13 protein-coding genes are annotated in these 12,949 nt (G+C 58.8%); 7 read left to right on the forward strand and 6 right to left on the reverse strand.

The window, feature by feature from the left end; genetic code table 11:
- Nucleotides 1-24 precede the first annotated feature (24 nt).
- The 3 genes from U5L73_RS14840 to U5L73_RS14850 all read left to right on the forward strand — a co-directional run bounded on the left by U5L73_RS14840 (nucleotide 25) and on the right by U5L73_RS14850 (nucleotide 3,131).
- The gene (locus U5L73_RS14840; RefSeq protein ID WP_322563061.1) at nucleotides 25-1,290 is read left to right on the forward strand and encodes an ABC transporter substrate-binding protein; all 1,266 of its coding nucleotides are present in this window, start codon (nucleotides 25-27) and stop codon (nucleotides 1,288-1,290) included.
- Between the two features lie 123 nt (nucleotides 1,291-1,413).
- A complete protein-coding gene (locus U5L73_RS14845; protein WP_322563062.1) occupies nucleotides 1,414-2,292 on the forward strand; it encodes a sugar ABC transporter permease in 879 nt (292 codons plus the stop codon).
- A gap of 44 nt (nucleotides 2,293-2,336) precedes the next feature.
- Nucleotides 2,337-3,131 carry a carbohydrate ABC transporter permease gene (locus U5L73_RS14850; RefSeq protein ID WP_322563527.1) on the forward strand — a complete coding sequence of 265 codons (795 nt, stop codon included), beginning with the start codon at nucleotides 2,337-2,339 and terminating at the stop codon, nucleotides 3,129-3,131.
- A 47-nt stretch (nucleotides 3,132-3,178) separates the two neighbouring features.
- Here the strand turns inward: U5L73_RS14850 and U5L73_RS14855 are convergent, their stop codons facing one another.
- The 4 genes from U5L73_RS14855 to U5L73_RS14870 are packed head-to-tail and all read right to left on the reverse strand — an operon-like array spanning nucleotide 3,179 to nucleotide 6,599.
- Nucleotides 3,179-3,958, reverse strand: coding sequence for a sulfite exporter TauE/SafE family protein (locus U5L73_RS14855; protein ID WP_322563063.1), 780 nt, complete (start codon nucleotides 3,956-3,958; stop codon nucleotides 3,179-3,181).
- A complete protein-coding gene (locus U5L73_RS14860; protein WP_322563064.1) occupies nucleotides 3,955-4,485 on the reverse strand; it encodes a flavin reductase family protein in 531 nt (176 codons plus the stop codon). The genes U5L73_RS14855 and U5L73_RS14860 overlap by 4 nt, the downstream gene beginning before the upstream one ends.
- A gap of 24 nt (nucleotides 4,486-4,509) precedes the next feature.
- Nucleotides 4,510-5,421 carry an aldo/keto reductase gene (locus U5L73_RS14865; RefSeq protein WP_322563065.1) on the reverse strand — a complete coding sequence of 304 codons (912 nt, stop codon included), beginning with the start codon at nucleotides 5,419-5,421 and terminating at the stop codon, nucleotides 4,510-4,512.
- Nucleotides 5,422-5,444: 23 nt separating this feature from the next.
- Entirely contained in the window at nucleotides 5,445-6,599 is a 1,155-nt protein-coding gene (locus U5L73_RS14870; protein WP_322563066.1) for an LLM class flavin-dependent oxidoreductase, read from the reverse strand.
- Nucleotides 6,600-6,699: 100 nt separating this feature from the next.
- On the opposite strand from U5L73_RS14870, the gene U5L73_RS14875 reads away from it, so the two are divergent.
- Together U5L73_RS14875 and U5L73_RS14880 are read left to right on the forward strand one after the other, a co-directional pair.
- A complete protein-coding gene (locus U5L73_RS14875) occupies nucleotides 6,700-7,419 on the forward strand; it encodes a GntR family transcriptional regulator (RefSeq protein ID WP_322563067.1) in 720 nt (239 codons plus the stop codon).
- Between the two features lie 10 nt (nucleotides 7,420-7,429).
- A complete protein-coding gene (locus U5L73_RS14880; RefSeq protein ID WP_322563068.1) occupies nucleotides 7,430-8,194 on the forward strand; it encodes an SDR family NAD(P)-dependent oxidoreductase in 765 nt (254 codons plus the stop codon).
- Here the strand turns inward: U5L73_RS14880 and ppk2 are convergent.
- Entirely contained in the window at nucleotides 8,191-9,087 is an 897-nt protein-coding gene (gene ppk2, locus U5L73_RS14885) for a polyphosphate kinase 2 (protein WP_322563528.1), read from the reverse strand. The two genes, U5L73_RS14880 and ppk2, sit on opposite strands and share 4 nt — an antisense overlap.
- A gap of 180 nt (nucleotides 9,088-9,267) precedes the next feature.
- On the opposite strand from ppk2, the gene bktB reads away from it, so the two are divergent.
- Nucleotides 9,268-10,455: a beta-ketothiolase BktB gene (bktB, locus tag U5L73_RS14890; protein WP_322563069.1), complete on the forward strand. Its 1,188-nt coding sequence runs from the start codon at nucleotides 9,268-9,270 to the stop codon at nucleotides 10,453-10,455.
- A gap of 24 nt (nucleotides 10,456-10,479) precedes the next feature.
- Here bktB and U5L73_RS14895 read toward each other — a convergent pair whose 3' ends face one another.
- Complete coding sequence (locus tag U5L73_RS14895) at nucleotides 10,480-11,520, reverse strand: GGDEF domain-containing protein (protein ID WP_322563070.1); 1,041 nt, start codon at nucleotides 11,518-11,520, stop codon at nucleotides 10,480-10,482.
- Between the two features lie 136 nt (nucleotides 11,521-11,656).
- Here U5L73_RS14895 and U5L73_RS14900 point away from each other — a divergent pair, with 136 nt between their 5' ends.
- Nucleotides 11,657-12,883, forward strand: a complete 1,227-nt coding sequence (locus U5L73_RS14900; RefSeq protein ID WP_416221319.1) for an NAD(P)H-dependent flavin oxidoreductase — start codon at nucleotides 11,657-11,659, stop codon at nucleotides 12,881-12,883.
- Nucleotides 12,884-12,949: the final 66 nt, after the last annotated feature.

The raw sequence follows: 12,949 nt of genomic DNA on the forward strand, positions 1-12,949 counted from the left end.
TTTCAACCTTGCTAGGAGACGACGATGAACAAAAGATGGGCCCTGAAATTAGCTACTGCCGCTTTGACTGCTCCGCTGCTTGCTGGGGTTAGTTGGGCGCAACAGACCACCCTGCGGGTGTTTGTCGGTCCGAATCAGCGGCCCGATCTGCAAGCCAAGCTGTTTGAGCAATACACCAAAGCCAATCCGGGCGTGAAGGTGGAAATTGAAACCGGCGGAGCCACATCTGAGCTGCAGCGCCAGTATTTGAGCACCGTCCTCAATGCCAAAGACTCTGCCATTGATCTGTTCATGATCGACATCGTGAATCCCGCGCAGTACGCCAGCAAGGGATGGATTGAGCCCTTGGACAAATATGTGGGCGGTGCCGCCAGCCTGCGCAACGACTATCTGCCGGTGTACCAGCAGGCAAATATTGTGGATGGCAAAGTGATGGCATTGCCCAGCCAGGGCGACTCCATGTTCATGTACTACCGCAAGGATCTGCTCACCAAGCACGGCATTGCCGAACCCGAGACTTGGGATGAGCTGAGCGCAGCGGCCAAAAAGATCACTGCAGCCGAAAACAACCCCAACCTGCAGGGCCTGTCCTTGCAGGGCGCGCCGATTGAAGGTGCTGTCTGCACCTTCCTGTTGCCTTACTGGGGGCAAGGTAAGCAATTCAACGATGCGGCTGGCAAGCTCACCCTGGACAAGTCCGCCGCGGTTAATGGCCTGAAAATGTGGCTGAAGATGATGGATGACGGCGTGGTCAAAAAGAACATTGCCGAAGTCACCACACCGGTGACGGTGAATGAGTTCAAAGCGGGGAACGTGGTGTTTGCCATCAACTGGGGCTTTGCCTTCGACCGCTTCAAAGACGATGCAGATTCCAAAGTGAAAAACAACGTCGGTGTGATTCCCCTGCCCGCCATGAGCGGCGGTAAGTCGGCAACCTGCATGGGTGGCTGGCAATGGGCGATGAATGCTTATGGCAAGAACAAAGACGCTGCGGGCAACCTGATTAAGTTCTTGTCGTCCAAGGAGGCAAGCGCATTCGTCGCGCGTGAAGGCTCCATCTTGCCGGTGTACCAAAGTGTCTACAGCGATCCGACGGTGATCAAGGCAGTTCCGTGGTTTAAGGATGCACTTCCCGTCGTGTTGGCTGCGCAAAGCCGCCCCATGGTGGAAGACTATGGACAGGTGTCTGACATCATTCGCACCACGACCAGTGCGGTGTTGGCCCGCACCAAAACACCGGAAGCTGGTGTGGATGAAATTGCCGTCCGCGTCGGTCGGTTGATGCGCTAAGCCACCTAGCACCGCACGGCGTCCGGATGAGGGCGCCACACCTGCCCCGAGTCATTTCACCTCTATGACTCGGGGCTTTTTTGAGAAACAGACTCTTCCGTAGTCTCACCCTAAGCGCACGCAATGCTCTCCAAACTGAAGGACCCCAGCGAGAAAACACTTGCGGTTCTACTCTTGATGCCCGCGTTTTTGTTGCTAGCAATGATCGTGGTCTACCCGATCGGCAAACTCGTCTACAACAGCGTATTTGATATCGACAAAACGGGGGCTTACATTGGCTTTTTGAACTATGCCGATGTGTGGCAAGACCCCCTGTTCTGGAATGCCACCAAGAACACCCTGCTCATTACACTGATCACCGTACCAGGTGCGCTGGTCGTTGGCCTGGGGCTGGCTTTGCTGGCCAATTTGCCATTCAAACGCAAGTGGCCTGTGCGCCTGTCGCTGCTGCTGCCCTGGGCGCTCCCCTTGTCATTTGCTGGTTTGATATTCGCCTGGTTCTTCAATACCGACTACGGCGTAGTGAATGATGTGTTCTTTCGGTTGGGTCTGATCGATGAGTCGGTGAGCTGGTTGTTGAAACCGAACTGGGCTTTTGCCGCCATTTGCCTGACGATCATCTGGAAGACCTCGTCTTTCATGGCGCTGATCCTACTGGCTGGCTTACAGATGATTCCCCGGTCTCTGTACGAAGCTGCTGAAGTCGATGGTGCCAGCCGCTGGCAACAGTTCTGGCAAATCACGATACCCATGCTGATGCCTAGCATCATCGTTGCACTCATCTTCCGCACCATCACAGCGTTGCAGACGTTTGACATTCCCTACACCATGACACGTGGTGGACCGGGAGAAGCTACAGAAACCCTGGCGATGCTGATTCACAAGTACACCATCGACTACTCTGACATCGGCTACGGATCCACCTTGGCAGTGTTCATGTTTTTGATATCGCTGGCGGTGACTGGCTTCTATTTGCACCATATTGGAAAGAACGCGTCATGAGTAAAACGACACCCATTGTTTGGAGCTCCGCCGCGTTGCGCTGGGTGGCGGCAGGGATTGTGGTCCTCAACGGATTTTTCCCAGCGGTATGGATTCTGTTCACTTCGCTCAAAACAGAGACAGAGCTCGTGCAAAAGCCGATCACCTGGTGGCCTGAAGCAGCCACCTTGGAAAACTATGTCAAGGCCTTCCATGATCAGCCCTTGCTGCACTACTTGAAAAACAGTGTGATTGTGGCCACTGGTGCGACCGCTCTGTCGCTCCTGGTCTCCGCCTTTGCAGCTTACGCGATCGCGCGTTTGAATCTAAAACATCGGCAACTTATCCTCACCTGCATCGTGGCATCTAGCATGTTTCCGCTTGTTACCTTGCTAGTGCCGATCTTCGAGACCATGCGAGCACTGGGTTGGCTAAACACCTATGCCGCGTTAATTCTTCCGTATGTCGTGCTGAACTTACCGGTATGCACCTTGGTGTTGGTGAGCTTCTTCCAAAGCATCCCAAGGGATTTGGAAAACGCCGCCATGATCGACGGGTGCACCCGCATGGGTGCGCTCTGGCGCGTCGTTGTACCTTTGGCTGCTCCTGGCGTGTTTACAGCCGGGATCCTCGCATTTGTGAATGCATGGGACGAGTTTTTGCTGGCACTTTCACTCAACTCGAGCCCCGCGGTGCGGACCTTGCCGGTGGGTATCTCCCTTTACCAAGGCGAATTTACTTTCCCTTGGCCCATCATCTCGGCTGCGCTCATCGTGGCGATTGTGCCGATCGCCCTGTTAATCGCGGCGTTCCAGGAAAGAGTCGTGGGTGGGCTGACGCAAGGCGGACTGAAGGGTTGATGTGGCTAGCCCGCGCATCCGTCGCGGGCTGGTAAAAACCTAGCGGTTTAAAAGAACAACATGTGGGCGGCCACCAGCGCGAGGAACACGGCAAACGCCTGCTGCAAGCGACGTTTGTCCATCCGCTGAGAGACTCGGGCTCCCCAGTTGGCAAAGAACATGCTGACCAAGCTGATACCCACAAAAGCCGGGCCATGCACAAAGCCCCATGAGACCGGCGTATTGACGCCAGTGACGCCCATGCCAAGAGCCCCGATCGTCGCGATCGGTATGGCCAGTGCCGAACTGATCACCACCGCCTTGCGAACATCGGTCCCACGGAGCACAAAGTAAGGAACCGTTAAAGCACCGCCACTCACACCCAGCAGGGTCGAGACATTGCCGATAAAGGCGGCCACCCCTACAAGCTCCAAGGACGAGGGCCGCTGCCCTTCGGCCCGCTGCACCGACTGGCTCCACATGATGCCGCCGGTCACCAATGCGAAGATGCCAAATGCCATCTTGAGCCAAGCGGTAGGCATCCATTGCGCGAGTAACACTGCCGATGTGGCCCCTGCGCTTACTGCGGCCAAGAGCCAAGGTGCCCGGTCAAAGTGCATACGCCCTGCACGCCAATGGGTCCAGCTGCTGGTCACCGATGTCACCACAATGCAGGCCAAGGACGTCGCCACAGCAAAATGCATCACATGAGACCCCAGCATCGGATCCCCACGCCAGAGCCAATACAGAGTGGGCACGATTACGAGACCGCCTCCCACGCCAAAAAGGCCCGCGGAAAAGCCTCCTGCTGCGCCCACCAGCAGGAAAAGCAACCACAGAGGGATCATACGGCTTGGGTCTGGAACTGGCCGAACTGACTACGCCAGAAGCCCAGAGCAGCCGTGTCGCGCCAGCCAAAGTCTTGGACTTGGCCGATGAGGATTTGATGATCACCCGCATCCACCAGCTGATGAAGCGAGCAATCAAACCACGCCATGGCCTCCGTCAGGCACAGTCGTTCACTTCCTTGGCGCTCTACCGGAACGCCCGCGAAGCGAGAGTCCATGTCGCCGGTCGCGAACTGTCGAGCGGTGCGTTCTTGTTCATGAGAAAGTACGTTTACCGTAAAGCCACCCGAACGGGTAAAGGCCTCGATGCTGCTGGCGGCCTTGCGAATGCTCCACAACACCAGCCGAGGCTCTAGGGAGACCGAAGCAAATGAGTTGCACGTCATCCCCCAATCGCTGCTTTGCCAGCGCGAGGTGACAACGGTTACACCGGTCGCAAAGCACGACAGTGCCTTGCGGAAATCTCCCGGATCAGCCGGTGCGGGCGCTTTGGCATAGGCGGGTAAAGTGTCGGGTAAGTGGCGCATGACATGGTTCCTTGGGTGATTCGCTCAGGGCACCTCGTGCCCGTTGGCTAGCTCGTACAGTTCGTACCAAGTCTGGCGATCCATCGGAACCGCAAACGCTTGCTCAAAGGTCTGAATGCGAGGTAGCTGGTTACTCCCCATCACTGGCAAAACGCCGACAGGATGGTGCATCAACCACGCCATCGCGACCGCTGTGGCGTCGGTTCCACTGGCTAGCGCCAGCCGCGACAATGCGGGCGACAAACGGGATGCGGCAGTGCCTGCCTCCTGCGCCTGTGAGTGCAGGCGACCGCCACCGAGAGGCGACCACGCCATCACCGGCATACGATGCTGTTGCGCATGGGCAATTTGTCCGTTGACGAAAGGGCTTGTGCAAAGCAGGCTGAGTTCGATTTGGTTGGTTTGCAAGCGGTGCTTCATGCGCGACTGCAACAGATCCACATCCCACGGCATGTAGTTGGACACACCGATACCCCGCACCTTGCCTGAATCGACAAGCCCATCGAGGCACGCACCCAAGGCATCTGCATCGCACAAAGGATCAGGACGATGGATGAGCAGAAGATCAATGACATCGACCCCGATGCGTTGCAAAGAACGGTCTACGCTCGCCAGCACATGGGCGGGAGTAGTGTCGTAGTGCTTGACTCGGGTCCCGGGCCACTGGGTCGACAACAGCATGATGTCCGTTTTAGTAATGACCTCAATTGCGTCGCGCAAGCTGGGGCGCGCTTTGATGACCTCACCGAAGAGCGCTTCGCACCGGTAGTCTCCATAGATATCGGCGTGGTCGAAGCTGGTAATACCCTGCGCGAGGCATGCGTCAATCCGTGCCAAGTTGGCGGACACGCTGGTGTCCTGCGCCTCTGACAGACGCCACACTCCATAGGCCATCTGGCTCAACGTTCGGGAATTGGGCAGGGTAATACGATTCATAGACATTCTGAAAAAAGAAAAAATTACCGGCGCACGCCCACACCCAACGGAGTGGAAGGCACCTGCGAGGGAACACGACCGTACTCTTGTGCCAAAGACACAGTGCGAAGGTGGGGCAGGACCTTGGTACCAAAAATCTCGCACTCTTGGAGATGCGGATAGCCCGAGAAGATAAAGGCTCGGATGCCCATCCTCATGTAGTCATGGATTTCGCTCAGCACTTGATCCACGCTACCCACCAACGCAGCACCGCAGCCACTGCGGGCGCGTCCAATGCCGGTCCACAAATGGGGTTCGATATAGCCCTCTTCGTCCGCAATCTCGCGGTTGGCGCTCTGCAAAGAAACGCCAAGGCTCTTCGCATCCAACGCACGCTGCCGGATTTCGCGCCCCTTCTCGTCATCCAGCTGCGAAACCAGCTCGCGGGCGTATTCGCGCGCTTCAGCTTCGGTATCACGCACGATCATGTGCACGCGCAAGCCGTAGTCGAGCACACGGCCATGCTGGGCCGCTTGAGCATGGACATCTCGCATGCGCTGGGCCAACACTTCTTTGGGCTCAGGCCACATCAGATAGGTATCGCAATGGGCGCCACAAAGGGCCAAGGCGTCAGGGCTGTAGCCACCGAAATACAACAGGGGACCGCCGGTTTGATAGGGGCGCACCGGGTCGGTGGAGAGCCCCTTGATGTTGTAAATCTGCCCCTCGTAATTGATCGTGTCTTGTGTCCACGCCTGCTTGAGAATTTCGACCACTTCCCAACTGCGGCGGTAGCGATAGGCACTATCGGCAACCTCACCGGGGAAGTCCGACGAGATCACGTTCAATGTTAGCCGGCCTTCCAGCATGTGGTCCAGCGTCGCGACGGTGCGCGCCAACATGGCGGGCTGCATTTCACCGCACCGGATTGCCCCCAACATATTCATTTGCTTGATTTGCGGAGCCATAGCCGCAACAAAGCTCAAGGTGTCTTGCCCCACTTGGTAAGAGGACGGACACAGAATATTGCGAAAGCCCAGCTGGTCTGCCCGCAAGGCGATATCGCGGGTATTGCTCCAACTACTGCGTAACTGGCCATCAGGAACGCCTAGCACCCGAAAGTCATCCGAACACAACGGCGCAAACCAAGCTACTTCAGCGCCTTGGATGTCAGCGCCTCTCACGGGAACAACGCTCATGAATCACCTCGTTAAAAACATGAAGGAATAGTATATGAATTGTGGAAAATGCAGATGAGGGTTTCCCCCGACGCAAGCCGCATTTGTCATACTGGTGGGCATGCCTGAATCCATACCCGCCAAGCCACTTCCCCTTTACCTGCAAATTGCGGAGCTTTTGGCCCGTCAGATCAAAGCGGGCTATTGGCGAGAGGGCGAACGCTTGCCGACCGAGGCTGAACTCTCTGAAACCCTGAATGTGGCCGTAGGCACCCTGCGCAAATCGCTGGCACTGCTATCAGACCAAGGGGTACTCGAGCGCAAGCAGGGGTCTGGCACATATGCCAAACAAGTAGCGGGCACTCAGCAGATTTATGAGCTCTTCCGGCTGGAGTTGCACACTGGCCCCGGACTGCCGACCGCACACATCTTGGATGTCAGCCGAGTCAGTCGCCCGGTCCATGTTCCTGTCATTGGAGGCAATGCGGCAGGCGAGGTGTGGCGGGTGCGCCGATTGCGTTTTTTGAGTCAGGTCCCCGCAGCGCTCGAGGAGATCTGGTTTGATGCCAACGACTGCCCCACACTCACCGCAGCCGAATTGGGTGACTCGATGTATATGTTTTACCAGGAGCGTTTTGGAAGATGGATTTCGCGGGTAGAGGATCAGGTTAGCGCAGCTCCATCGCCTGAATGGTCCTCCCGCCCTTTCGGTCGCTCGGCCGGTGCATACACTGGTTTTATCGAACGCACGTCATGGACAGCGACCAATGCGGTCGCCGAGTTCTCACAAACATGGTTTGACCCTACTGTGTGCCGCTATTCTTCCCGCTTAAGTCAGTAGACGTATCCCCATGACAACCCCTACAACCTACCTGTTCATCGTCACCGGTGCCTCCCGCGGCATGGGCTTGGCTATGGCGCAGCAACTGCTGCGCCCCGCAAACCATGTACTTTGCCTTTCGCGCACCAGAATCACAGCGCTGCACACGGCCGCAGAAAAAGCGGGAGCCACACTTACCCAATGGCAAACCGATCTTGCCGATGGTGAAGCAGCTGCGTTTCGCCTGCAAGAGTGGCTGAACACCCAGCCACCGACACACTACGCCAGCGCCACCCTGATTAACAACGCAGGCGTCATCCCCGCGCTGGTGCCGCTTCGGGACAGCAGCCCTGCAGACTTGGCCCATGCGTTGCGGGTGGGTCTAGAAGCGCCGATGCAGCTGTGCGCGGCATTCTTGGCAGGCACACGCGATTGGGCCGCAACGCGCAAGATTTTGAATATTTCTTCTGGCTTGGGCCGCCGGGCCATGGCCTCGCAATCCGGCTACTGCGCAGCCAAAGCGGGCATGGACCACTTCACCCGCTGCCTGGCCATGGACGAGGCACTGAGCCCCAACGGCGCAAAGGTCTGCTCGCTGGCGCCGGGGGTGATAGACACCGACATGCAAGTCCAGCTGCGCGGCGCGGATGCGGCGAACTTTCCCGACAGGGGCAGCTTTGAAGGCCTGAAAACCAATGGCCAGCTCACCAGCCCCGAAGAGGCCGCACGCCGCGTGCTGGCCTATCTGGCCCGCCCGGATTTCGGCGAACAACCCGTGGCAGATGTGCGGGGCTAGTAAATCGCCGGCACGTACATTTCGATCGGCACCGGGTGGCGCTCGTAATCTTGGTGACGGACCCGCTCTGGCAGCTCCACCGGGGCGTGAGGGATTTCTTCGTAGGGCATCTGGCTCAGCAGATGGTGAATGCAGTTCAAGCGGGCCTTCTTTTTATCGACGGCCTGCACCACCCACCAAGGCGCTTCCGGAATATGGGTGCGCTCCAACATGGCCTCTTTGGCGTGGGTGTAAGCCTCCCAGCGCACGCGGGACTGCAGATCCATGGGACTGAGTTTCCACTGCTTGAGCGGGTCGTGAATGCGGCCCAAAAAGCGGGTGTGCTGCTCTTCATCCGAGATGGAGAACCAGTACTTGATGACCTGGATGCCTGAGCGCACCAGCATCTTCTCGAATTCGGGCACGGTGCGGAAGAACTCTTCGAGCTGCTCGTCATTGCAAAAGCCCATGACGCGCTCGACACCCGCGCGGTTGTACCAGCTGCGGTCAAACAACACAATCTCGCCGGCAGCCGGCAAGTGACTCACATAGCGCTGGAAGTACCACTGGGTGCGTTCGCGGTCGTTGGGGGCGGGTAATGCAGACACCCGGCACACCCGGGGGTTGAGACGCTGGGTGATGCGCTTGATGGCTCCGCCCTTGCCAGCCGCATCGCGGCCTTCAAAAATCACTACGACCTTGTGGCCAGTAGCTACCACCCAGTCCTGCAGCTTGACCAGCTCGCCCTGCATGCGGAACAGCTCGCGGAAATAGGTGCGGCGGTCGTTCTTTTGCTCCGCGCTCAGCTCGGGGCTCAAGCCATCGGCCAGCTCGTCCTGGTTGTGGTCGTCGAGCTCCATTTCCAGCTCTTCGTCATAGCTGTCCAACATGTCGCTGCGGATGCGACGGATCATTTCTTCTTCACTGGAACTCACGGGCAACTCCTGAACGGGCAGATTTTTGACACTCTGAGGGTAGGTACCTCTAATGTCAATTTCATGACAAAACCATGACCTTGCGAACCGTAAGATGCCTGTATTGCAAGCGGCGCACACTGCGTGCTGCACCCACTTTTATTGATAGAGGAGCCTTGTATGTCCCGTGAAGTCGTCGTCGTCAGCGCAGTGCGCACCGCCATTGGTACCTTTGGCGGCAGCCTCAAAGACATTCCCCCCACCGATCTGGCCGCCCAGGTGGTGCGCGAGTCGCTGGCCCGTGCCAATGTCGAAGGCAAAGATGTGGGCCATGTGGTGTTCGGCCATGTGGTGAACACTGAGCCCAAGGACATGTACCTCAGCCGCGTCGCTGCCATCAACGGCGGCTGCGCCCAAGAGACACCGGCTTACAACGTGAACCGCCTGTGTGGTTCGGGCCTGCAGGCCATCGTGAACGCAAGCCAAAGCATTCTGCTGGGTGATGCCGATGTGGCCATTGGCGGTGGCGCTGAAAACATGAGCCGCGCGCCCTTTGCCAGCCTCAACATGCGCTGGGGGGCCCGCATGGGTGACACCAAGATGGTGGACATGATGATCGGCGCATTGCACGACCCCTTCCACACCATCCACATGGGTGTGACCGCGGAAAACATCGCCGCCAAGTGGGGCATCAGCCGCGAAACGCAGGACGCTCTGGCGGTAGAAAGCCACCAGCGCGCCCAGAAGGCCACCGCGGCCGGCTACTTCACCAGCCAGATCACCCCCGTCATGCTCAAGAGCAAAAAAGGCGAAGTGGCCTACGCGACCGACGAGCACTTCCGCCCCGACTGCAAGCTCGAGGACATGACCAAACTCAAGCCCGTCTTCATCAAGGAAAACGGCACGGTGACCGCAGGTAACGCCTCGGGCATAAATGACGCTGCCGCGGCCGTGGTGCTCATGGAAATGAGCGTGGCCCGGGCCCGCGGCCTCAAGCCCTTGGCCCGCCTCGTGGCCTACGCCCATGCCGGCGTGGACCCCCAATACATGGGCATCGGCCCGGTGCCTGCCACCAAGCTGGCATTGCAAAAAGCCGGCTTGACGGTGAATGACCTCGATGTGATCGAAGCCAACGAAGCCTTTGCGGCCCAGGCCTGCGCCGTCACCAAAGATTTAGGCCTGGACCCTGCCAAGGTGAACCCCAATGGCTCCGGCATTTCGCTGGGTCACCCTATCGGCGCGACCGGCGCTTTGATTACCGTGAAAGCGTTGTATGAGCTGGAGCGCATCAACGGCCGCTATGCGCTGGTGACCATGTGCATTGGTGGCGGCCAGGGTATTGCTGCCATATTTGAGCGCGACCGCTAAGCGGGCGCTCGGGGTGTGGACCGCTTAGAACAGGTCCACATCCATCTCGTCGGCAGCTTGCTCGGTGAGTTGGCCCTCGGCCACCAGAAGCTGGTAGTTGCACAAGCGGTTACGGCCATGCTCTTTGGCGTAGTACACCGCCTTGTCGGCTCGGCCAAACGCGCTGCTGGGCGTGTCATTGGGCAGCAACTGCGAGACCCCGATGCTCACCGTGATCGAGCCCACCTGCGGGAACGCGAAATCGCTCACCCGCAGGCGCAGACGCTCCAAGGCGATTTCAGCGTGGCTGGCATCGTCGCAGCGCATCAGCACCACAAACTCCTCGCCACCGAATCGGTAGAGCTGGTCGTAAAACCGGAAGTTGTTGCGCATCAGGCGGGCCAGCAGCAACAGCACTTCGTCCCCGATCAAGTGGCCATAAGTATCGTTGACCCGCTTGAAGTGATCAATATCAAGCACCGCCAGCCAGACGCCACCGGCAATCCTGCCCGACTCGCGCCGCTCATCCACGCCCTCGGGCGGGCTGCTGCTGTTATCGGCCGTGGCTTTGAAAAAAGCGCCATCAAAGGTTTTGCGGTTCAACAACTCAGTGAGTGAATCACGCTCGCCGTAGTCCAGCAAACCCAACAAATTTTGATAGGCCAGCAATACGCTTTGCAGCAAGTCCACGCGCCTCGGGGACAAGGGTTTGGGGGTTGTGACCTCGAGCAAAATGCGCAGGCCATCGTGGGTCCCCAGCGGCAACACTGCCACGGGTGCGGGCTGGTCTTCTTGCACTGCGCGGCCTTTTTCGAAGGCGCGCACACGCAACGGGAAGTCCATCAAGTGGGGCAATTGGGTCCAGTCCGACCACAGCACATCATGGGTCGGTTGATCCTGGTCATGTCGCATGGTGGCCAGCGCCAGGCAACGTTGCTCGTCGCCATCGCCCAACACGCGAATCAAGTCTGCGCGCGTCACACCCAAACCGGCATGCCGCACGACCAAGCGCACCAGCTCAGTGTCTAACGTATCGCGATCCCGCAAACCGCCCAACGCAGCGAGACCTTGCACCAAAGCATTCATGAGGTTTCAACCCAATTCTTGTAGTTGTTTGGTTCCAGCACCCGATCGCACTGCAGTTTGACCCAGCGCAAACCTGCATCAACGCCCAGAACCTAAGCTGCGCGCTTGCAGAACCACCACCATCTTAGACCAGCCCATGAGCAACACCAAGCAGCAAAGCCCTGATATGCCCCCGGAAGCCCTCCACCTGCTGTACCAAAGCGGCCTGAAGGCTTTGCAGATTGCAGGGCGGACGCTGTTACCCGTAGTGCAGGGCGGCATGGGCATCGGTATCTCCGGCAACCGTTTGGCTGGCAGCGTGGCGGCCGCAGGCGGGGTGGGTACGCTCTCCAGCGTGGATTTGCGCCGCCACCACCCGGACCTGATGGACCGCACCCGCGAGCTGGCGCCCGGCGAAGAAGCCAAGGCCGGCATCAACGCCGCCAACCTAGAGGCCATTGACCGCGAAATAAAGGCCGCCCGCGAGCGCACCGGAGGCAAGGGCCTGCTGGCCATCAACGTGATGCGGGCGGTGAGCGAATACGCAGCCAACGTGACCCGCGCCCTGGAAGCCGGTATTGACGCCGTGGTGGTGGGTGCCGGCTTGCCGCTGGATTTGCCCGAGCTGGCCAAAGACCATCCCAAGGCAGCGCTTATTCCCATCCTCTCAGACGCGCGGGGTGTGCAACTGCTCGTCAAAAAATGGGAGCGCAAAAAGCGCCTGCCGGATGCCATCGTGATCGAGCACCCGCGCCTCGCCGGTGGCCACTTGGGCGCCGCCAAGATCGCCGACTTGCAGGACACCCGGCTTGACTTTGAGAACGTGATTCCTCAAGTGCGCCAGTTTTTCAAGGATGCGGGCTACGAGCAGCACATTCCGCTGATTGCAGCCGGCGGCATCCGCAGCCATGAAGACATTGCACGCCTGCAGGCGCTGGGGGCGGACGCCGTACAACTGGGTACCGCATTTGCCGTAACTGAAGAAAGCGACGCCCATTCGGAGTTCAAGCGGGTGCTGGCCGAGGCGCGCGAAGAGGACATGGTCGAGTTCACCAGCGTGGCCGGCCTGCCCGCCCGCGCCGTGGGCACGCCCTGGTTGCGCGCCTATATGAAGATCGAGCCCAAGCTGCAGGCCGTGGCCCACGCCAAAGGCCGCTGCACCAAAAGTTTTGACTGCCTGGGCCAATGCGGCCTGCGCGATGGCCTACCGGGCTGGGGCCAGTTTTGCATCGACAACCAGTTGGCCGCTGCGCTGCGCGGTGATGTGAAAAAAGGCCTGTTCTTCCGGGGTGCCGGCCGCCTGCCTTTTGGCGACCAGATCAAAACGGTGCGCGAGCTCATGCAGCGCTTGCTGACGCCCGGCATGGCAGGCGCGGCAGCATAAGCAGCGACATAAGCAACAAAAACGCTATCAATTCAGGAGCTACTCGCGCATATTCAGCGAGCGCTC

Origin of the sequence: Rhodoferax sp. (assembly GCF_034520025.1) — a bacterium.
Classification (GTDB): Bacteria; Pseudomonadota; Gammaproteobacteria; order Burkholderiales; family Burkholderiaceae_C; genus Allorhodoferax.

Excerpts from the sequence above, each read along its gene's own strand:
- U5L73_RS14845 (WP_322563062.1), top strand. The coding sequence starts at position 1,414 with ATGCTCTCCAAACTGAAGGACCCCAGCGAGAAAACACTTGCGGTTCTA.
- U5L73_RS14860 (WP_322563064.1), bottom strand. The coding sequence starts at position 4,485 with ATGCGCCACTTACCCGACACTTTACCCGCCTATGCCAAAGCGCCCGCA.
- U5L73_RS14875 (WP_322563067.1), top strand. The coding sequence starts at position 6,700 with ATGCCTGAATCCATACCCGCCAAGCCACTTCCCCTTTACCTGCAAATT.
- bktB (WP_322563069.1), top strand. The coding sequence starts at position 9,268 with ATGTCCCGTGAAGTCGTCGTCGTCAGCGCAGTGCGCACCGCCATTGGT.
- U5L73_RS14840 (WP_322563061.1), top strand. The coding sequence starts at position 25 with ATGAACAAAAGATGGGCCCTGAAATTAGCTACTGCCGCTTTGACTGCT.
- U5L73_RS14895 (WP_322563070.1), bottom strand. The coding sequence starts at position 11,520 with ATGAATGCTTTGGTGCAAGGTCTCGCTGCGTTGGGCGGTTTGCGGGAT.
- ppk2 (WP_322563528.1), bottom strand. The coding sequence starts at position 9,087 with ATGATCCGTCGCATCCGCAGCGACATGTTGGACAGCTATGACGAAGAG.
- U5L73_RS14855 (WP_322563063.1), bottom strand. The coding sequence starts at position 3,958 with ATGATCCCTCTGTGGTTGCTTTTCCTGCTGGTGGGCGCAGCAGGAGGC.
- U5L73_RS14865 (WP_322563065.1), bottom strand. The coding sequence starts at position 5,421 with ATGAATCGTATTACCCTGCCCAATTCCCGAACGTTGAGCCAGATGGCC.
- U5L73_RS14900 (WP_416221319.1), top strand. The coding sequence starts at position 11,657 with ATGAGCAACACCAAGCAGCAAAGCCCTGATATGCCCCCGGAAGCCCTC.
- U5L73_RS14880 (WP_322563068.1), top strand. The coding sequence starts at position 7,430 with ATGACAACCCCTACAACCTACCTGTTCATCGTCACCGGTGCCTCCCGC.
- U5L73_RS14870 (WP_322563066.1), bottom strand. The coding sequence starts at position 6,599 with ATGAGCGTTGTTCCCGTGAGAGGCGCTGACATCCAAGGCGCTGAAGTA.